This window comes from Neisseria meningitidis, from assembly GCF_022869645.1.
In the GTDB taxonomy this organism is placed as follows: domain Bacteria; phylum Pseudomonadota; class Gammaproteobacteria; order Burkholderiales; family Neisseriaceae; genus Neisseria; species Neisseria meningitidis.
This window is the reverse complement of the sequence record NZ_CP064367.1, coordinates 1,757,719-1,777,078: the sequence shown is the minus strand read 5'-3', so window position 1 is coordinate 1,777,078 and position 19,360 is coordinate 1,757,719. Positions and strand designations below refer to the sequence as shown.

The window sequence follows — 19,360 nt, the reverse complement described above, 5'->3', positions numbered from 1 at the left end:
AAAACCTACAACCCCAATTCCTCCCAAATCCCATCAATCTTAGCCGTAACCGCAGGGTCTTTTTTGATGACGCTCCCCCATTCGCGGTCGGTTTCGCCCAGCCATTTGTTGGTCGCGTCCAAACCCATTTTGCCGCCGAGTCCGCTGACGGGGCTGGCGAAGTCGAGATAGTCGATGGGCGTGTTTTCTACCAAAACAGTGTCGCGCACAGGGTCCATGCGCGTGGTTACTGCCCAGATGACTTCTTTCCAGTCGCGCACGTCCACATCGTCATCCACCACGATGATGAATTTGGTGTACATAAACTGGCGCAGGAACGACCAGCAGCCCATCATCACGCGCTTGGCGTGTCCGGCGTACTGTTTTTTCATGCCGATCACCGCCATGCGGTAGGAACAGCCTTCGGGCGGCAGGTAGAAATCGGTGATTTCGGGGAACTGCTTTTGCAAAAGCGGTACGAACACTTCGTTCAATGCCACACCCAAAACGGCAGGCTCATCGGGCGGCTTGCCCGTGTAGGTGGAATGGTAAATCGGGTTTTCGCGCATGGTGATGCGTTCGACCGTAAACACAGGGAAATAATCCTGCTCGTTGTAATAGCCGGTGTGGTCGCCGTACGGGCCTTCCAACGCGGTTTCGTTCGGATGGATGACGCCTTCCAACACGATTTCTGCGCGGGCAGGCACTTGCAAATCGTTGCCGATACATTTCACCAGCTCCGTCCGCGAACCGCGCAGCAGTCCGGCAAACTGGTATTCGCTCAAGGTATCGGGAACAGGCGTTACCGCGCCCAAAATGGTGGCGGGGTCGCAGCCGAGTACGACGGCGACGGGATACGGCGTATCGGGATTGAGTTTGCGAAACTCCTGATAATCCAACGCGCCGCCGCGATGCGACAGCCAACGCATAATCAGCTTGTTTTTGCCGATGAGTTGTTGGCGGTAAATGCCGAGATTTTGGCGTTTTTTGTGCGGCCCGCGCGTGACGGTCAAGCCCCACGTTACCAGCGGCGCAACGTCTTCCGGCCAGCAATGCTGAATCGGAAGTTGATACAAATCAACGTCTTCGCCTTCCCACACGATTTCCTGACACGGCGCGTTTTTCACCACGTTCGGCGCCATGCTCCAAATGTCTTTCAAGAGCGGCAGTTTGGAAAACGCGTCTTTGATGCCTTTGGGCGGTTCGGGTTCTTTCAAATACGCCAGCGTCTGCCCGATTTCGCGCAGCTTGGACACGCTGTCCGCGCCCATGCCCATCGCCACACGTTCGGGCGTGCCGAACAGGTTTGCCAACACGGGATAATCATAGCGCGTACCGTCGGGCTTAATCGGGTTTTCAAACAGCAACGCCAGCCCTTCGGCACGCAGCACGCGGTCGGCGATTTCGGTCATTTCCAAATGCGGGGAAACGGGGTGTGCGACGCGCTTGAGTTTGCCCTGCTGCTCGAGCATGGCGATGAAGTCGCGCAGGTCTTTATATTTCATGTTGATCCTTTTTGTCCTTTTATCCTGAACAATCCGATTTGGATACCGCCCCTATCCTTGCCTGCGCTTCGGCATATTCTATGCCGTGATAAAAGTCGCGTACCAGCGGATGTTCGCCGCCTTGATGGAGTTGCAACAAAGGACGTTGACCATCGGGTTGGGTAACGACATTGCAGTGCAGACCGAAGGTGTCGGATTCGTAAGGGGGCAGCCGGTTGCAGATCATGCCGAAATAAACGGCGTTTTCAGGGTTGTCGTAAAAGCGGCTTTGATAGTCGTTAAAACTCTTTTCGCTGACGGATACCCACACGCCATATTCCAGCGTTTCCTCATGCCCGATAATCGGAATCGGCAGCACCGCGCGGATAAAGCGGTCGGTTTGGTCGGGATAGCGGATGATGCAGAAATCAGAATCGCATTCTGCTTGGTAAGCAATGCGTTCTTCTTCACTGAGTTGATTATAGGGATAGGGGGCGGTAAAGCCGATTGCGGGCATATCTTCATGTTTTTCGCCGCAGGAAGTGCAAGTGTACATAAGGTTTCAGACTTTCAAAACGAGTTTGCGGTAAAGCCATTCGCCGGCAAACGGCATCCCCATCAATACATAGGCAATCACGCCGGTATAAACCGCCCACCAATCATATCGCCCCAACCGTGCCAACAAAGCGGCAAGCGTCCCGTTGGCAATAAAGAATACGCACCAAACCTGCGTTACCCGGCGGGTATAGCGCACAGCTTTTTCAGGCAGGTCGGGCTGTTGCAGCCGCGCGAGCCTTTCTATGACCGTCTGCCCGGCAAACAGGCTGCCGCCGAACACCGCCAACATCATCAGATTGACGAGGACGGGATACCAATACATCGAATCATGCCGCCCGAACACCAATACTGCGGCAAAAAACAGTGTAATAAACAAAGCCGCATAACGCTGTTGGGGCAGTTTGGCAGTCAGGGCGCGCAGCAGCCACAACCCGCACATCGCCGCCGCCAGCCAGACAAACCAGCCCGCCTCCCTGCCGTAATATAGTGGATTAACAAAAACCAGTACAGCGTTGCCTCGCCTTGCCGTACTATCTGCGGCTTCGTCGCCTTGTCCTGATTTTTGTTAATCCACTATACCACAAAGCGGGATAGGCAATGCTTAATACGGTCAGAAAAATATGTCCGAAAAAACCGGGTTTCATTTTGAATCCGCACAAATGTTTTCAGACGGCATCCGATAAAAACATGCCGTCTGAAAAATAATTAGAAATACCCGATTAGCCCGCCTGAATCTTCAATACCGCCTGTACCACGTCGTTGACGGTGCGGACATTGCGGAAATCTTCAGCCTGCAGCTTGCGGGCTGCCACAACCATTCACGATTGCGATATACCCGGCGGCATTCCCGACTGCCGTTCAGCAGAAAGCGCACCCATTCCAAACCGCTCCAATAGGCCTCGGGCAGCATACCGGCTTCAGACGGCATATCGTCCGAAGCAGATAAAGTCAGGCTGTAACGCGTCCCTTTGGTCAGAACCATCGCCAAAGCATAAGCAAACGGCGCGCGCGTTGCCGATACGACATATCCTTCCGGCAGCGGATCGTCCGCCGCCAAAACCAAAACCGACCCGCATCCCTCTTCCAACAGTGATGCCGCTTCCGCCAATGCCGTTTCCACACCGTCGGCACACACGGCCAATGCCGTCTGCTCGCTCATATCCCGCCTCAATATCGACCATTACCCCGCCGTTGCATTGTGCACCGACAAACCGAACGAAGTCGGCGACACGATTTGCGATTTCAACAGTTCCAACCACAAATCGAAACTGCGCGCCATTTCCCCGTCGTGCGAGGCATAAACTATAGTGGATTAAATTTTAGGGGCTGTACTAGATTAGCAGATATGTTACCCTCGAAATATGAAGATAACACACTGCAAATTAAAGAAAAAAGTACAGAAAGAACTGCTCCGTTTTTTGTGCTGGAAGTTACCGCCCGTTCTGCCGCCGATATTTTGGGTATCCATCCCAATTCGGCAGCACTGTTCTACCGTAAAATCCGCACGGTTATCAACCATCATTTGGCCTTGGCTGCCGATGAGGTTTTTGAGGGCTCTGTCGAGCCGGACGAAAGCGATTTCGGCGGACGGCGTAAAGGCAGACGTGGTCGCGGTGCGGCAGGAAAAGTGGTTGTCTTCGGCATTCTGAAACGCAACGGACGGGTCTATACCGTTGTGGTGGATAATGCCAAGTCTGAAACGTTACTCCCTGTCATCAAGAAGAAAATCATGCCGGACAGCATTGTTTATACCGATAGTCTGAGCAGCTGCGACAAGTTGGACGTGAGCGGTTTTATCCATTACCGCATCAACCATTCCAAGGAGTTTGCAGACCGTCAGAACCACATTAACGGCATTGAGAATTTTTGGAATCAGGCAAAACGCGTCTTGCGAAAATACAACGGAATCGATCGTAAATTTTTCCCGCTGTTCTTGAAAGAATGCGAATTTCGATTTAACTTCGGCACACCGTCTCAACAGCTTAAAATCCTGCGGGATTGGTGTGGAATTTAGGGCTAATCTAGTACAGCCTCTAACAAAAACCAGTACGGCGTTGGCTCGCCTTAGTTCAAAGAGAACGATTCTCTAAGGTGCTCAAGCACCAAGTGAATCGGTTCCGTACTATTTGTACTGTCTGCGGCTTCGTCGCCTTGTCCTGATTTTTGTTAATCCACTATATACAGGCAGCATTCAAAGCCGAAAAAAACGCCGTCAAATATATGGATTGGCACGAGCGTTTCCCCGAATTGGAAGCGCAACTGGGTGCGCCGATTGAAAATTACGCGCCACCGAAACATTGGACGCGCAAGCAGCTCAGAAGTATGGGGCGCGTGTCGTATTTGTGCGTCGATGCGGCGGAGCAGGCTTTGACGGATGCCGGTTTGCTCGGAGACGAAAGTATTACCGACGGACGGATGGGCGTTGCCTGCGGCTCTTCCAGCGGCAGCACCAAAGACATCGGCGATGTGGGCGAATTGTTGCTGACCGGCATGTCGCGCAACTTCAGTGCCAACACCTATGTGCGTATGATGCCGCACACCGCCGCCGCCAATATCGGCATCTTTTTCGGACTGAAAGGACGCATCATCCCGACATCGAGCGCGTGTTCGTCCGGCAGCCAAGGCATAGGTTATGCCTACGAAGCCATCAAATACGGTCTGACCGATATGATGCTGGCGGGCGGAGGCGAAGAATTTTTCCCGTCCGAAGTGTATGTTTTCGACTCGCTTTATGCCGCCAGCCGCCGCAACGGCGAACCGGAAAAAACCCCGCGCCCATACGACGCGAACCGCGACGGGCTGGTCATCGGCGAAGGCGCGGGGATTTTCGTGCTGGAAGAATTGGAACACGCCAAACGGCGCGGTGCGATAATTTACGCCGAACTCGTCGGCTACGGAGCCAACAGCGATGCCTACCATATTTCCACGCCCCGCCCCGACGCGCAAGGCGCAATCCTTGCCTTTCAGACGGCATTGCAACACGCAGACCTTGCGCCCGAAGACATCGGCTGGATTAATCTGCACGGCACCGGGACGCACCACAACGACAGTATGGAAAGCCGCGCCGTTGCAGCGGTTTTCGGCAACAATACGCCCTGCACGTCCACCAAGCCGCAAACCGGACACACGCTGGGCGCGGCGGGCGCAATCGAAGCCGCGTTCGCGTGGGGCATTGCTGACCGGAAAAGCAATCCCGAAGGGAAACTTCCGCCCCAGCTTTGGGACGGGCAGAACGATCCCGACCTTCCCGCCATCAACCTGACCGGCAGCGGCAGCCGCTGGGAAACCGAAAAACGCATTGCCGCCAGCTCGTCGTTTGCCTTCGGAGGAAGCAACTGCGTTTTACTCATCGGATGAAATAAGTTTGTCAATCCCACCGCTATGCTATACAATACGCGCCTACTCTTGATGGGTCTGTAGCTCAGGGGTTAGAGCAGGGGACTCATAATCCCTTGGTCGTGGGTTCGAGCCCCACCGGACCCACCAATTCCCAAGCCCGGACGTATGTTTGGGCTTTTTTGCCGCCCTGTGAAACCAAAATGCTTTGAGAAACCTTGATAATGAAAAAAGTCAGCGTATTGATTGTTGCTAGAAATGAAGCAAACCACATTCGGGAATGTATTGAAAGTTGCCGTTTCGATAAAGAAGTTATCGTTATTGACGACCACAGCACCGACAATACTGCCGAAATTGCCGAGAGTTTGGGTGCAAAAGTCTTCAGACGGCATTTGAACGGGGATTTCGGAGCGCAAAAAACATTTGCCATCGAACAGGCAGGCGGAGAATGGGTTTTCCTGATTGATGCAGACGAACGCTGCACGCCGGAACTATCTGATGAAATCTCAAAAATTGTCCAAACCGGCGATTATGCCGCCTATTTTGTCGAACGCCGCAACCTTTTCCCCAACCATCCCGCCACACACGGCGCGATGCGTCCCGACAGCGTATGCCGTCTGATGCCGAAAAAAGACAGTTCGGTGCAAGGCAAAGTACACGAAACCGTACAAACCCCCTACCCCAAACGCCGTCTGAAGCATTTTATGTACCATTACACGTACGACAACTGGGAACAATATTTCAACAAGTTCAACAAATATACTTCCATTTCAGCCGAAAAATACCGAGAGCAGGGAAAGCCCGTGCGTTTCGTTAGGGACATTATCCTCCGCCCGATTTGGGGGTTTTTCAAAATTTATATCCTGAACAAAGGGTTTCTTGATGGAAAAATGGGTTGGATTATGTCCGTCAACCACAGCTATTACACGATGATTAAATATGTCAAACTATATTATCTGTACAAATCCGGCGGAAAATTTTAAATGGAAAAAGAATTCAGGATATTAAATATCGTATCGGCCAAGATTTGGGGTGGAGGCGAACAATATGTCTATGATGTTTCAAAAGCATTGGGGCTTCGGGACTGCACAATGTTTACCGCCGTCAATAAAAATAATGAATTGATGCACAGGCGATTTTCCGAAGTTTCTTCCGTTTTCACGACACGCCTTCACACGCTCAACGGGCTGTTTTCGCTCTACGCACTTACCCGCTTTATCCGGAAAAACCGCATTTCCCACCTGATGATACACACCGGCAAAATTGCCGCCTTATCCATACTTTTGAAAAAACTGACCGGGGTGCGCCTGATATTTGTCAAACATAATGTTGTCGCCAACAAAACTGATTTTTATCACCGCCTGATACAGAAAAACACCGACCGCTTTATTTGCGTTTCCCGTCTGGTTTACGATGTGCAAACCGCCGACAATCCCTTTAAAGAAAAATACCGGATTGTTCATAACGGTATCGATACCGGCCGTTTCCCTCCCTCTCAAGAAAAACCCGACAGCCGTTTTTTTACCGTCGCCTACGCCGGCAGGATCAGTCCGGAAAAAGGATTGGAAAACCTGATTGAAGCCTGTGTGATACTGCATCGGAAATATCCTCAAATCAGGCTCAAATTGGCAGGGGACGGACATCCGGATTATATGTGTCGCCTGAAGCGGGACGTATCTGCTTCGGGAGCAGAACCATTTGTTTCTTTTGAAGGGTTTACCGAAAAACTTGCTTCGTTTTACCGCCAAAGCGATGTCGTGGTTTTGCCCAGCCTCGTCCCGGAGGCATTCGGTTTGTCATTATGCGAGGCGATGTACTGCCGAACGGCGGTGATTTCCAATACTTTGGGCGCGCAAAAGGAAATTATCGAACATCATCAATCGGGGATTCTGCTGGATAGGCTGACACCTGAATCTTTGGCGGACGAAATCGAACGCCTCGTCTTAAACCCTGAAACGAAAAACGCACTGGCAACGGCAGGACATCAATGCGTCGCCAACCGTTTTACCATCAACCATACCGCCGACAAATTATTGGATGCAATATAAACTGCTTTCAGACGGCATATGCCGTCTGAAAGCCTTTGATGCAACAAACCGCCAAATTATATTCGTTCATTGGAAAGAAACACCCCGAATCCATCCTTAAAAATAAGAAAATCCCAATATCCCCCGATATTACGCAGCCTATTGGCAAAGTTTTGCAGCGTCTTCCCCGGCTTGTGCTGCCGCATCAAGTGCTTTGTTACAATGTATAGTAGACTAACAAAAACCAGTACAGCGTTGCCTCGCCTTAGCTCAAAGAGAACGATTCTCTAAGGTGCTCAAGCACCAAGTGAATCGGTTCCGTACTATCTGTACTGTCTGCGGCTTCGTCGCCTTGTCCTGATTTTTGTTAATCCACTATACTACTTTCACATTTCTTAATAAATTTTATGAGTAACCATACTTCTTGGTCGTCCAAAATCGGTTTCGTCCTTGCTGCGGCAGGTTCGGCCATCGGTTTGGGCGCGATTTGGAAATTCCCTTATACGGCAGGCACCAACGGCGGCGCGGTGTTTTTCCTGCTGTTTTTGATATTTACTATCTTGGTCGCCCTGCCCGTCCAGCTTGCCGAGTTTTATATCGGGCGCACGGGCGGTAAAAATGCCGTCGATTCCTTCAGGGTTCTGCGTCCGGGCACGCAATGGCTTTGGGTCGGGCGTATGGGCGTTGCCGCCTGCTTTATTTTGCTGTCGTTTTACAGCGTGGTCGGCGGATGGGTATTGAATTATGTCGTCCACAGTTTTACGGGGGCGGTTCATACCGGCGCGGACTTTGAAGCCTTGTTCGGCGCGACGATTTCCAATCCGGCAGGTTCGCTGTCCTATCAGGCTCTGTTTATGCTGATTACGGTTTGGGTGGTCAAAGGTGGGATTTCAGACGGCATTGAAAAGGCAAACCGTTATCTGATGCCGGGGCTGTTTATCCTCTTTATTGCGCTGGCAATCCGTTCGCTGACGCTGCCGGGTGCAATGGAGGGCGTGTCTTTCCTGCTCAAACCGAATTGGTCGTACTTTAAAGCCGATACGATGATTACGGCTTTAGGCCAGGCGTTTTTTGCCTTGAGCATCGGCGTTTCCGCTATGATTACCTATGCTTCGTATTTGGGAAAAGATCAGGATATGTTCCGCTCGGGGCATACGATTATGTGGATGAACCTCTTGGTTTCGCTGTTGGCAGGTTTGGTGATTTTTCCGGCGGTGTTCGCCTTCGGTTTTGAACCGAGCCAGGGGCCGGGATTGATTTTTATCGTATTGCCGGCGGTGTTTATGAAAATGCCGTTCGGTACGGTTTTGTTTGCGGTATTTATGCTGCTGGTCGTTTTCGCCACGCTGACTTCGGCATTTTCGATGTTGGAAACGGTCATCGCCGCAACCATCCGCCAAGACGAGCGCAAACGCAAAAAACACACTTGGCTTATCGGCACGGCCATTTTCATTGTCGGCATCCCATCCGCGCTGTCTTTCGGCGTATGGGGTGAGTTTAAGGTTTTCGGCAAAACCATTTTTGATTTGTGGGACTATGTTATTTCCGCCGTCATTATGCCTGTCGGCGCATTGAGCGTTGCCGTATTTACCGCCTGGATTCAGGACAAGCAGTCTGTGTTAAAAGATGCCGGCGCGGGCAGCACCGTACCACGGGCAGTGCTGCTGCTGTGGCTGAATACCTTGCGCTACCTTGCCCCGATTGCCATTATTATTGTTTTCATCAATTCTTTGGACATCCTTTAAAAGCCATCCAAACAGCAAAAATGCCGTCTGAAAACCTTTCAGACGGCATTTTTGCTTCAGGTTCAGCCTATTTCGTTCAAAGTATAGTGGATTAACAAAAATCAGGACAAGGCGACGAAGCCGCAGACAGTACAAATAGTACGGAACCGATTCACTTGGTGCTTGAGCACCTTAGAGAATCGTTCTCTTTGAGCTAAGGCGAGGCAACGCCGTACTGGTTTTTGTTAATCCACTATAGCCTTGCGCGATGCCGTTCAAGGACAAACCCATACCCTTTTCGGCAAAACGGATTTCACGGTCGTCAAACGAGACTTTGCCGAAGCCGACCCGTTTCAGGGCTTCATCCACGCTGTTTTGAGGCGGCGGCGTTTCCGCATCGGGATGAGCGGCAAAATAATCGGCATACAGTTTCCACAACGCCTGCACTGTCGGATCGAACGCGCCTTCCGTCAGCGCGTGAATATCACGGCACAGGCTCAACAGTTCCAAAAAATCCGCCGGCGGCGAAGTCAAATAACCGTCACGGTTCAGACGGCTGATCAGGCTGTCTTCACGGTAAAGGCTGAACATTTTTTCCAAACGCGCCACTTCCGCCAAAACCTTGTTGACCAAATCCGCCGCACGCCTGTCGTCCACACCGAACAGACGGAGCTCCGCACCGGAACCCAGTGCGACACCTTTCCAGAAAAACACATTTTCATTGCGTTTTTCATCTTTATTGCGTTTTTCATCATCGGCGGCAAAAGGATTCGGCAGGAAAGAAACCGCCGCGCCCGCCGCCGCAACGGCGGCAACTGTCAAAAAACGCCTGCGCCCGAAATGCCTGCCCATACCGCCTCCTAAACCGACACTGCCGCCTTGATGTGCGGATGCGGATCGTAGCCTTCCAACTCAAAATCTTCAAATTTGAAGGCAAACAAATCTTTGACTTCAGGATTGATTTTCATCACAGGCAAGGCGCGCGGTTCGCGTTCCAACTGCAATGCGGCCTGCTCGAAATGGTTGCGGTACAGGTGCGCGTCGCCAAACGTATGGACAAACTCGCCCGCCTCCAATCCGCACACTTGCGCCATCATCATGGTCAACAATGCGTAGCTGGCAATATTAAACGGCACACCGAGGAAAATATCCGCGCTGCGCTGGTAAAGCTGGCAGGACAGTTTGCCGTCGGCAACGTAAAACTGAAACAGCGCGTGGCAGGGCGGCAAGGCCATTTCATCGACCAAAGCCGGATTCCACGCCGATACAATCAGGCGGCGCGAATCGGGGTTTTTCTTAATTTGTTCCAGCACATTGGCGATTTGGTCGATATGCCTGCCGTCGGGCGCGGGCCAGTTACGCCACTGGTAGCCGTAAACCGGGCCTAAGTCGCCGTTTTCGTCCGCCCACTCGTCCCAAATGGAAACATTGTTGTCCTTTAGGTATTTGATATTGGTATCGCCTTTGAGAAACCAAAGCAGCTCGTGGATAATCGAGCGCAAATGCAGCTTTTTGGTCGTCAGCAGCGGAAAACCTTTGCCCAAGTCAAAACGCATCTGATAACCGAATACGGAGCGCGTGCCCGTACCGGTGCGGTCTGATTTGTCCGTACCGTTGTCGAGGACGTGGCGCATCAAGTCCAAATAGGCTTTCATAGCAGTCTTTCATCAAATTAAACGGCGCATATTGTAACATTTCCGGCCAACGCCCGAGTCCGGACAAACGCACACGCCGCCCCGCCGGACGATAAAAACGCAGATACGGGCAGGCAGGATTGTTGGCAATTTCAGTCCTTTTCCACAGTAAAACCCGGTGGGAAAACAAAATTACCTTGATTGGAATCAAAAAATCTAGTTTAATTACTTAGAATAAAATTTCAATAATATTTTTATTTACGAAATTAATTTATGATTATTGATTAATTATCGGCAACAAACATCAAACATCGAAAACATGGAAAAAATAATGTCAACAATTTTTGCCAAATCGGGCTTGGCATCAGAAAAAAATAGGTTTATATTCCCACCTACAAATTTGTTTTCCCATTAGTACACTATCAACCAAAAGGAGTATCCGAATGACTGACCTGAACACCCTGTTTGCCAACCTCAAACAACGCAATCCCAATCAGGAGCCGTTCCATCAGGCGGTTGAAGAAGTCTTCATGAGTCTCGATCCGTTTTTGGCAAAAAATCCGAAATACACCCAGCAAAGCCTGCTGGAACGCATCGTCGAACCCGAACGCGTCGTGATGTTCCGCGTAACCTGGCAGGACGATAAAGGGCAAGTCCAAGTCAACCGGGGCTACCGCGTGCAAATGAGTTCCGCCATCGGTCCTTACAAAGGCGGCCTGCGCTTCCATCCGACCGTCGATTTGGGCGTATTGAAATTCCTCGCTTTTGAACAAGTGTTCAAAAACGCCTTGACCACCCTGCCTATGGGCGGCGGCAAAGGCGGTTCCGACTTCGACCCCAAAGGCAAATCCGATGCCGAAGTAATGCGCTTCTGCCAAGCCTTTATGACCGAACTCTACCGCCACATCGGCGCGGACACCGATGTTCCGGCCGGCGACATCGGCGTAGGCGGGCGCGAAATCGGCTACCTGTTCGGACAATACAAAAAAATCCGCAACGAGTTTTCTTCCGTCCTGACCGGCAAAGGTTTGGAATGGGGCGGCAGCCTCATCCGTCCCGAAGCGACCGGCTACGGCTGCGTCTATTTCGCCCAAGCGATGCTGCAAACCCGCAACGATAGTTTTGAAGGCAAACGCGTCCTGATTTCCGGTTCCGGCAACGTGGCGCAATACGCCGCCGAAAAAGCCATCCAACTGGGCGCGAAAGTGCTGACCGTTTCCGACTCCAACGGCTTCGTCCTCTTCCCCGACAGCGGTATGAGCGAAGCGCAACTCGCCGCCTTGATCGAATTGAAAGAAGTCCGCCGCGAACGGGTTGCCACCTACGCCAAAGAGCAAGGTCTGCAATACTTTGAAAACCAAAAACCGTGGGGCGTCGCCGCCGAAATCGCCCTGCCCTGCGCGACCCAGAACGAATTGGACGAAGAAGCCGCCAAAACCCTGTTGGCAAACGGCTGCTACGTCGTTGCCGAAGGTGCGAATATGCCGTCGACTTTGGGCGCGGTCGAGCAATTTATCAAAGCCGGCATCCTCTACGCCCCGGGCAAAGCCTCCAACGCCGGCGGCGTAGCAACTTCAGGTTTGGAAATGAGCCAAGACGCCATCCGCCTGTCTTGGACTCGTGAAGAAGTCGACCAACGCCTGTTCGGCATCATGCAAAGCATCCACGAATCCTGTCTGAAATACGGCAAAGTCGGCGACACAGTAAACTACGTCAATGGTGCGAACATTGCCGGTTTCGTCAAAGTTGCCGATGCGATGCTGGCGCAAGGCTTCTAAGCAAACACCGCCGCTCCGCAAACAAAATGCCGTCCGAACCGCAAATGCTGTTCAGACGGCATTTCATTATCCGCCCGTTCGAATCGGGTGATACTTATAGTGAATTAACAAAAATCAGGACAAGGCGGCGAGCCGCAGACAGTACAAATAGTACGGAACCGATTCACTTGGTGCTTCAGCACCTTAGAGAATCGTTCTCTTTGAGCTAAGGCGAGGCAACGACGTACTGGTTTAAATTTAGTTCACTATACCGATACATCCGAATATGCCAGACCGTCTAAACGGTATTCATACCTCCCAATCCTGCACGCGCTTCAAATCGTTTTGCGCCAAAGTATCCGCGTGGCGGTTACGGCTCTGATATTCCCTGTCTTTCATGATGCTGCTTGCCACATAATTCAAATGTGCCTTTGCCGCCTCCGAAGCCTCGCCCGGCCGACGGTTCGATATCGCCTCATACAGCACGCGGTGCTGCGCCATCAGTTTCGGACGCGGATCTTCTTCCTGATTCAGATAAATAAGGCTGCTGCGCGTCTGCCGGTACAGCATTTTCAACAAACCGCCCGACAAATGGCTGAACAACAAATTGTGCGCCGCATCCGCAATCGTCTGATGGAAGCTGACATCGGCTTCGCTCTGATGTTCCAGATTGCCGCTTTCGCACGCCTCCTCAAACTTTTCAAGCCAAAACCCAATCCGCTTCAAATCGGCATCCGTCCGGCGTTCTGCCGCCAATGCCGCCATACAGCCCTCGATGTGGCAGCTGAAATCAAAAACATCCTGTTCCCAATTGGAATGCTTGCCCAAAAGCTCCTGCCAACTTTGCAAAAAAATCCTGCTGCGGCTTGACCGAAACATAATAACCGTCTCCCTGCCTCGCTTCCAAAACCTGACGGGCGACCAAAACATTCAATGCCGACCTGACCGACGGGCGGGACACGCCGAACTCTTCCGCCAAAACGCGTTCGGGCGGAATCTTGCCCCCTTCCGCGTAAACCCCTTCCACGATGCGGCCTTCCAATACCGACAATACCTGATCGCTGATTTTCTGAGGCCTTACCAGTTTCATCACTCCTCCTTTATAAAGATTCCCTGCCGAACCCTTCCGAAATATAGTGGATTAACAAAAATCAGGACAAGGCGGCGAAGCCGCAGACAGTACAAATAGTACGGAACCGATTCACTTGGTGCTTCAGCACCTTAGAGAATCGTTCTCTTTGAGCTAAGGCGAGGCAACGCCGTACTGGTTTTTGTTCATCCACTATACATCAAACATCAAATTGGACTGACCAATCAGGGCGGATTCTAATGACACGCCGTTCCCGCCGTCAACGGCATTTACCTCGCACCGCCCCCGAAACACAAGAAAAAACTACACCAAACTACAATTTTTGTTCATGCAAATATTTGTTTTGACAGGATTTAAACGAAAGCTCCGATTCAAATCTGCCGAACCGCCCAAAAATATATTGACCTAAATATTAAAGTTTCGTAAAGTAATGCAACGTTGCTTTAATTGGTTTGACCACTATTGCCGACGATTAGAAAAATATTTTCGGAGATGTTCAATTATGGAAACTTGGGTTCAAAACTACACGGCAATCGGCGGCAGCCTGTATCTGACTGCCGCCGCCGCACTCTTACCCATCGTCTTTTTCTTTGCCGCGCTGACCGTCCTGAAGCTGAAAGGCTATCAGGCGGGGCTTTATACGCTGCTGATTGCGCTTGCCGTTGCCGTATTCGGCTTCGGGATGCCGGCGAGTATGGCGGTTTCTTCCCTGCCGCCGCAGCCGCACTGACCCAACGCCCCTACGCCACGCTGGATTTGACCGCGCATTACAAAATCGGAAAATCCACACGCATCGGTTTGGACTTTGAAAACGTGTTCAACAAACGCTACCGCACCATGCCCGACATTCACGTTTACGGCACGCCGCGCAGCCTGACCGCAACCGTCAAACATATAGTGGATTAACAAAAATCAGGACAAGGCGACGAAGCCGCAGACAGTACAAATAGTACAGAACCGATTCACTTGGTGCTTCAGCACCTTAGAGAATCGTTCTCTTTGAGCTAAGGCGAGGCAACGCCGTACTGGTTTTTGTTAATCCACTATAAAGAAAGAAATGCCGTCTGAAACCTTATCGTTTCAGACGGCATTTTATTGCCCGACCGGTTATTTGTCGGTTTGGGTATCCCGTTTCAATCCGCCGCCGAGTGCCTTGTACAAATCGGCAAGGTTTTCGGCGCGGGTCAGTTGTGCCGACAAAGCCGCACCTTCCGCCGAATAGCTGCTGCGTTCCGCATCGAGCAAGTCGAGCGCGCCGGATACGCCGTGTTTGTAACGCAGACCGACCAAACGCAACGCTTCTTTAGAGGCGCGGCTTTGTTTGCTTAAAGCGTCATAGGCTTTATCCAACTGCTCGCGCGCGGTCAATGCGTTTGCCACGTCTTGAAATGCGGATTGGACGGCGGCTTCATAGGCAACGATTTGTGCCTGTTGGCGCAGCTTGGCTACATCGAGGTTCGCCTTGTTCGTACCCCAGGTAAAAATCGGCAGGGTAATGGAAGGTGCGAACAACCAAACGCCGGTGCCGCTTTTGAACAGCCCGCCCAATTCGGCAGAATGCGTATCGACGCTTCCGGTCAGGCGGATGGATGGGAAAAAGGCGGCGCGTGCCGCACCGATATTGGCGTTTGCCTGTTTGAGCGCGTGTTCGGCAGCACGGATATCGGGACGGTCGAGCAATACTTCGGAACTCAAACCGGCCGGCAGCTTCTCAACAAAAAACTGCTTGTCCAACGGCAAACCGGCGGGCAGGTCGTCGGGTATCGGTTGGTTAATCAGGGTTGCCAAGGCATTGCGCGCCTGTTCGCGGCTGCGCGCGGCATGGGCATAATCGGCTTTGGCAGATTCGATTAGGGCTTCCTGCTGACGTAGGGCGACGGCGGAAATCACGCCTGCCTTGTAACGTAATTCGGACAGCTTGTAGGTTTCCTCGCGCGTTTTCAAAACACGTTGCGCCAAAGACATCGCTTCTTCGGCATAACGTTCGTTGAAATAGGCTTTGGCAACGGTGGCAATCAGGCTCAAATGTGCCGCATCGCGGTTGGCGGTGCTGGCGAAATAGCCTTGCAGTGCCGCCTCGCTGCTGCTGCGTACACGCCCGAACAGATCGAGTTCGTAAGATGCCGCACCCAGTCCGACTTTGTAGCTGCTGCTTACATTGCCGCCGCTCAAGCTGCCTTGGCGCGAGTCGTTCGCATTGGCGGCAAGCGTGGGCAGGAGGTTGTTGCGCTCAATCATGTATTGTTTGCGGTAGATTTCGCTGTTCAATACGGCGGTACGCAAACTGGTATTGCGCTCGAGTGCGATGTCGATCAGCTTTTGCAGGCGCGGGTCGGCAAAATAGTCATGCCAACCCAAATCGACCGCACGGATGCCGCTGTCGGCGGTATCGTTTTTGAACGTTTCGGCAACTTCGACTTTGGGCTGCTCGTATTGGGGAATCATGGTGCAGGCGGATAATGCGAAGGCTGCTGCAACAGAAGTCAAGGTGGTTTTCAATGTAGTATCCATAAAAAAGTCCTGATGCCGTCTGAAAACCCGTGGGCGTTCAGACGGCATGGTTGCTTAATGTTGGCTGTCGTCCGAACCGGTAATGCCCGCTTCGGCGGCGTGTTTTACTGCCATTTCGTGTTCGTGCGCGGTTTCTTTGAAGAATTTGCGCACCACCACATAGAAAAGCGGAACAAGGAACACGGACAAGAGCGTGCCGATGAGCACCCCCCAGAATACGGTTGTACCAATGGCGCGCTGGCTGGCAGAACTTGCACCGCCGGCAATATACAGGGGAACCACGCCCAAAATAAAGGCGAACGAGGTCATGATAATCGGACGGAAACGCAGGCGGGCTGCTTCCAAAGCGGCTTCAACCGCGCTTTTCCCTTGCGCTTGAAGGTCTTTGGCAAACTCGATAATCAAAATCGCGTTTTTCGCACTCAAACCCATCACGGTAACGAAACCGACTTGAAAGTAGATGTCGTTGGCGAACGAGGGAACGCTGCCCAACAGTCCTTCAAACAGGTTGCGCCCGGTTACGCCCGCAGCCGCACCGATCAAACCCAACGGAATCACAAGGATGACCGCCAGCGGAATCGACCAGCTTTCATAAAGCGCGGCAAGTACCAAAAATACGGCTGCAACCGCCAAACCGTACAAAATCAGGGTTTGCGAGCCGCCTTTTGCCTCTTCGCGCGACTGTCCGCCCCACTCCAGGCTGTAACCGCCGCCCAATTCGTCAACCATTTTTTGAACCGCCGCCATAGCCTGCCCGGTGGAAACGCCGGTTGCAGGCGAAGCGGACAGCTTCATCGAAGGATAACCGTTGAAGCGTACGCTCTGTTCCGTACCGTTTTCCCAAGAAACAGTAGCAATGGTGGAAAGCGGTACGGCGACGCCGGATTTGTTCGGCACGGTCAGGTTCAAAATATCGGCAGGCTGCATACGGGCATCCTCGTCGGCCTGCACCATCACGCGTTGCAGACGGCCTTGGTTCGGGAAGTCGCTGACATAAGACGAACTCAGCGCGCTTGCCAATGCGGTGCGGATGTCGGCAAACGAAATGCCTTGCGCCGCCGCGGCGGCACGGTTGATGTCGATTTTCAACTGCGGCGAGTCTTCCAAACCGCCAGCACGGACGGTGCTGGGGTCAAACAAACCGCTGGCACGCATTTTCTGAATCAACTCGTTGCGCTTCGCCAGCAATGCGGTATGGCCGGTATTATTGCGGTCTTGCAGGTTGATGCTCAGGCCCGAACCATTGCCCAACTCCAGAATCGGAGGCGGGACGACGGCGATGCCAAAACCGTCTTTAAGCGTCCCCATCATCATACCCGTCAGCTTGCCGGCAATCGCAACGGCATCGCTGCCGGGCGCGGTACGCTCGTTCCAATCTTTCAATATGGCAAAACCCATCGCCATATTCTGACCGCTGCCCGAAAAGCTGAAGCCGGAAACGGTAATGATGTTTTCTATTTCAGGAATGCTTTTCGCCAGTTGGGTAACTTGCGCCAAAGTCGCATTGGTGCGCTCTTGGGTCGCTCCTGCAGGCAGTTGCACGCTGACCATGACGAAGCCTTGGTCTTCGGTCGGCAGGAATGAAGTCGGCAGGCGCATAAACAGGAACACGCCCACAACCGCCAAGCCGATATAGACAACCATCATGCGGAAAGTCTTACGCAGCACTTTGGCAACCCGGCCTTCGTAACCGTGCGTCCAACTATTGAATTTCTTGTTAAACCAGCCGAAGAAACCTTTTTTCTCTTCGTGATGCCCTTTCGGGATTGTCTTCAACATTGTGGCACACAAAGCAGGGGTAAGGGTCAGCGCAAGGAAGGCGGAGAATGCGATTGATGACGCCATCGTCAGGGCAAACTGTTTGTAAATATTGCCCGTCGCCCCGCTGAACATCGCCAACGGTACGAACACGGAAATCAGAACGGCGGTAATACCGATGACCGCACCCGAAATCTGACCCATCGCTTTTTTGGTCGCTTCTTTGGGCGGCAAGCCTTCATCCGCCATAATGCGCTCGACGTTTTCAACCACCACAATCGCGTCATCGACCACGATGCCGATGACCAAAACCATCGCAAACATGGTCAGTACGTTAATCGACATGCCCATATAAGAGATGAAGGCGAAACCGCCCAACAGCGAAATCGGTACGACGATGGTCGGAATCAGCGTATAACGGATGTTTTGCAGGAAGAGATACATTACGACAAACACCAACACCATCGCTTCGATTAAAGTGTGAATCACTTTTTCAATCGAAATTTCGACGAATTTGGAAGTATCGTAAGGGGTTTTCCAGCTCATACCCTGAGGAAAGTATTTTTCCAACGTCGCCATGCGTTCTTTAACCGCCTTTGCCGTCGCCATCGCATTGCCGCTGTTGGACAGCATCACCGCCATACCGGTGGTATTTACACCGTTCAGACGGGTTGAGGAAGAATAGTCTTCCATACCCAGTCCGACCCTTGCCACATCCTTCAGGTAAACATTAGAACCGTCGGTATTGGCGCGGAGAATGACGTTGCCGAATTCTTCGGCCGTACCCAACTGCCCTTGCGCCGTTACGGTAGCCGTAACCGTCTGTCCGCGAACGGCGGGAAGCGAACCGATAGAACCCGCTGAAATCTGGACGTTCTGGGCGGACAGCGCGCTGCCAACATCGGCAAACGACAAATTGTAGTTTTGCAGTTTCTTAGGATCAACCCAAATCCGCATCGCGCGTTGCGCGCCGAACAGGCGTACCTGCCCCACGCCTTCGATACGCTGCAACTCGGGAACGATATTACGCTGCGCGTAGTCGTTCATCTCTTCGGTTGACTGCACATCCGACGAAAGCATCACAATCATCAGGAAATTGGAACGCGCCTTGGATACGGTTACGCCGTATTGCTGGACGGTTGCCGGCAGCGTGCTCAATACTTCGGAAAGCTTGTTCTGCACTTCCACCTGCGCCAGATTCTCGTCGGTATCGGGCGTAAAGGTCAGGCTCACGCTGCCGCTGCCGCTCGAATCGGCGGAAGTGGACATATAATCCAAACCTTCCACGCCGTTCATATTCCGCTCGATCACGGAAAGCACGCTGTCTTCCATTACCTGCGCGGACGCACCCGGATAAGTGGCGTGCAAAGTAATGGTCGGGGCGGCGACGGACGGATATTGCGAAACAGGCAGGCTTTTGATGCCGAAAATACCCGCCGCAATAATGAAAATCGAAATAACCCACGCAAAAATAGGGCGGTCGATAAAAAATTTAGCCATCG

At 52.3% G+C, this 19,360-nt stretch carries 12 protein-coding genes, 1 tRNA gene and 7 pseudogenes; 10 read left to right on the top strand and 10 right to left on the bottom strand.

Annotated elements, in window-relative coordinates; all coding sequences use genetic code 11:
* Positions 1 to 5 precede the first annotated feature (5 nt).
* The 5 genes and pseudogenes from ubiD to IUJ45_RS08990 all read right to left on the bottom strand — a co-directional run.
* Positions 6 to 1,484, bottom strand: a complete 1,479-nt coding sequence (gene ubiD, locus IUJ45_RS09010; RefSeq protein WP_197901987.1) for a 4-hydroxy-3-polyprenylbenzoate decarboxylase — start codon at positions 1,482 to 1,484, stop codon at positions 6 to 8.
* Positions 1,485 to 1,503: 19 nt separating this feature from the next.
* Positions 1,504 to 2,019: a DUF2199 domain-containing protein gene (locus IUJ45_RS09005; RefSeq protein ID WP_002246373.1), complete on the bottom strand. Its 516-nt coding sequence runs from the start codon at positions 2,017 to 2,019 to the stop codon at positions 1,504 to 1,506.
* A 6-nt stretch (positions 2,020 to 2,025) separates the two neighbouring features.
* A complete protein-coding gene (locus IUJ45_RS09000) occupies positions 2,026 to 2,460 on the bottom strand; it encodes a COG4648 family protein (protein ID WP_002216644.1) in 435 nt (144 codons plus the stop codon).
* Between the two features lie 280 nt (positions 2,461 to 2,740).
* A pseudogene (locus IUJ45_RS08995) lies at positions 2,741 to 2,824 on the bottom strand (acyl carrier protein); the annotation flags it as partial.
* A gap of 2 nt (positions 2,825 to 2,826) precedes the next feature.
* Positions 2,827 to 3,333: pseudogene (locus tag IUJ45_RS08990) on the bottom strand (beta-ketoacyl synthase chain length factor); the annotation flags it as partial.
* A 49-nt stretch (positions 3,334 to 3,382) separates the two neighbouring features.
* On the opposite strand from IUJ45_RS08990, the pseudogene IUJ45_RS08985 reads away from it, so the two are divergent.
* From IUJ45_RS08985 to IUJ45_RS08960, 6 genes and pseudogenes are all read left to right on the top strand, one after another.
* A pseudogene (locus IUJ45_RS08985) lies at positions 3,383 to 4,035 on the top strand (IS1595 family transposase).
* A 206-nt stretch (positions 4,036 to 4,241) separates the two neighbouring features.
* Positions 4,242 to 5,378, top strand: a complete 1,137-nt coding sequence (locus tag IUJ45_RS08980; RefSeq protein WP_002246375.1) for a beta-ketoacyl-ACP synthase — start codon at positions 4,242 to 4,244, stop codon at positions 5,376 to 5,378.
* A 53-nt stretch (positions 5,379 to 5,431) separates the two neighbouring features.
* Positions 5,432 to 5,507 (top strand) — tRNA-Ile (locus IUJ45_RS08975).
* 74 nt (positions 5,508 to 5,581) lie between these two features.
* The gene (locus IUJ45_RS08970; protein ID WP_002246376.1) at positions 5,582 to 6,340 is read left to right on the top strand and encodes a glycosyltransferase family 2 protein; all 759 of its coding nucleotides are present in this window, start codon (positions 5,582 to 5,584) and stop codon (positions 6,338 to 6,340) included.
* Positions 6,341 to 7,405, top strand: coding sequence for a glycosyltransferase family 4 protein (locus IUJ45_RS08965; RefSeq protein ID WP_002246377.1), 1,065 nt, complete (start codon positions 6,341 to 6,343; stop codon positions 7,403 to 7,405). It begins immediately after the preceding gene.
* Between the two features lie 386 nt (positions 7,406 to 7,791).
* The gene (locus IUJ45_RS08960; RefSeq protein ID WP_002246378.1) at positions 7,792 to 9,129 is read left to right on the top strand and encodes a sodium-dependent transporter; all 1,338 of its coding nucleotides are present in this window, start codon (positions 7,792 to 7,794) and stop codon (positions 9,127 to 9,129) included.
* Between the two features lie 234 nt (positions 9,130 to 9,363).
* On the opposite strand, the pseudogene IUJ45_RS08955 reads toward IUJ45_RS08960, so the two are convergent.
* Together IUJ45_RS08955 and IUJ45_RS08950 are read right to left on the bottom strand one after the other, a co-directional pair.
* Positions 9,364 to 9,960, bottom strand: a pseudogene (locus IUJ45_RS08955) (FAD:protein FMN transferase); the annotation flags it as partial.
* Between the two features lie 8 nt (positions 9,961 to 9,968).
* Complete coding sequence (locus IUJ45_RS08950; RefSeq protein ID WP_002246380.1) at positions 9,969 to 10,763, bottom strand: thymidylate synthase; 795 nt, start codon at positions 10,761 to 10,763, stop codon at positions 9,969 to 9,971.
* Positions 10,764 to 11,185: 422 nt separating this feature from the next.
* On the opposite strand from IUJ45_RS08950, the gene gdhA reads away from it, so the two are divergent.
* Complete coding sequence (gdhA, locus tag IUJ45_RS08945) at positions 11,186 to 12,520, top strand: NADP-specific glutamate dehydrogenase (protein WP_105182968.1); 1,335 nt, start codon at positions 11,186 to 11,188, stop codon at positions 12,518 to 12,520.
* A gap of 26 nt (positions 12,521 to 12,546) precedes the next feature.
* Complete coding sequence (locus IUJ45_RS08940) at positions 12,547 to 12,729, top strand: hypothetical protein (RefSeq protein WP_143726587.1); 183 nt, start codon at positions 12,547 to 12,549, stop codon at positions 12,727 to 12,729.
* 79 nt (positions 12,730 to 12,808) lie between these two features.
* On the opposite strand, the pseudogene IUJ45_RS08935 reads toward IUJ45_RS08940, so the two are convergent.
* Positions 12,809 to 13,589: pseudogene (locus IUJ45_RS08935) on the bottom strand (FadR/GntR family transcriptional regulator).
* Between the two features lie 502 nt (positions 13,590 to 14,091).
* On the opposite strand from IUJ45_RS08935, the pseudogene IUJ45_RS08930 reads away from it, so the two are divergent.
* A pseudogene (locus tag IUJ45_RS08930) lies at positions 14,092 to 14,298 on the top strand (L-lactate permease); the annotation flags it as partial.
* Positions 14,298 to 14,495: pseudogene (locus tag IUJ45_RS08925) on the top strand (hypothetical protein); the annotation flags it as partial. The pseudogenes IUJ45_RS08930 and IUJ45_RS08925, both read left to right, overlap by 1 nt.
* A gap of 201 nt (positions 14,496 to 14,696) precedes the next feature.
* Here IUJ45_RS08925 and mtrE read toward each other — a convergent pair.
* Positions 14,697 to 16,100: a multidrug efflux transporter outer membrane subunit MtrE gene (gene mtrE, locus IUJ45_RS08920; RefSeq protein WP_002237303.1), complete on the bottom strand. Its 1,404-nt coding sequence runs from the start codon at positions 16,098 to 16,100 to the stop codon at positions 14,697 to 14,699.
* Positions 16,101 to 16,154: 54 nt separating this feature from the next.
* The gene (gene mtrD / locus IUJ45_RS08915; RefSeq protein WP_082308689.1) at positions 16,155 to 19,358 is read right to left on the bottom strand and encodes a multidrug efflux RND transporter permease subunit MtrD; all 3,204 of its coding nucleotides are present in this window, start codon (positions 19,356 to 19,358) and stop codon (positions 16,155 to 16,157) included.
* Positions 19,359 to 19,360: the final 2 nt, after the last annotated feature.

Bases quoted from the DNA above. Each gene is read 5' to 3' on its own strand.
- IUJ45_RS08960 (WP_002246378.1), top strand. From the start codon at position 7,792: ATGAGTAACCATACTTCTTGGTCGTCCAAAATCGGTTTCGTCCTTGCT.
- IUJ45_RS08965 (WP_002246377.1), top strand. From the start codon at position 6,341: ATGGAAAAAGAATTCAGGATATTAAATATCGTATCGGCCAAGATTTGG.
- gdhA (WP_105182968.1), top strand. From the start codon at position 11,186: ATGACTGACCTGAACACCCTGTTTGCCAACCTCAAACAACGCAATCCC.
- IUJ45_RS09000 (WP_002216644.1), bottom strand. From the start codon at position 2,460: ATGTGCGGGTTGTGGCTGCTGCGCGCCCTGACTGCCAAACTGCCCCAA.
- IUJ45_RS08970 (WP_002246376.1), top strand. From the start codon at position 5,582: ATGAAAAAAGTCAGCGTATTGATTGTTGCTAGAAATGAAGCAAACCAC.
- IUJ45_RS08980 (WP_002246375.1), top strand. From the start codon at position 4,242: ATGGATTGGCACGAGCGTTTCCCCGAATTGGAAGCGCAACTGGGTGCG.
- mtrE (WP_002237303.1), bottom strand. From the start codon at position 16,100: ATGGATACTACATTGAAAACCACCTTGACTTCTGTTGCAGCAGCCTTC.
- IUJ45_RS08950 (WP_002246380.1), bottom strand. From the start codon at position 10,763: ATGAAAGCCTATTTGGACTTGATGCGCCACGTCCTCGACAACGGTACG.
- IUJ45_RS08940 (WP_143726587.1), top strand. From the start codon at position 12,547: ATGCCGTCCGAACCGCAAATGCTGTTCAGACGGCATTTCATTATCCGC.
- ubiD (WP_197901987.1), bottom strand. From the start codon at position 1,484: ATGAAATATAAAGACCTGCGCGACTTCATCGCCATGCTCGAGCAGCAG.
- IUJ45_RS09005 (WP_002246373.1), bottom strand. From the start codon at position 2,019: ATGTACACTTGCACTTCCTGCGGCGAAAAACATGAAGATATGCCCGCA.
- mtrD (WP_082308689.1), bottom strand. From the start codon at position 19,358: ATGGCTAAATTTTTTATCGACCGCCCTATTTTTGCGTGGGTTATTTCG.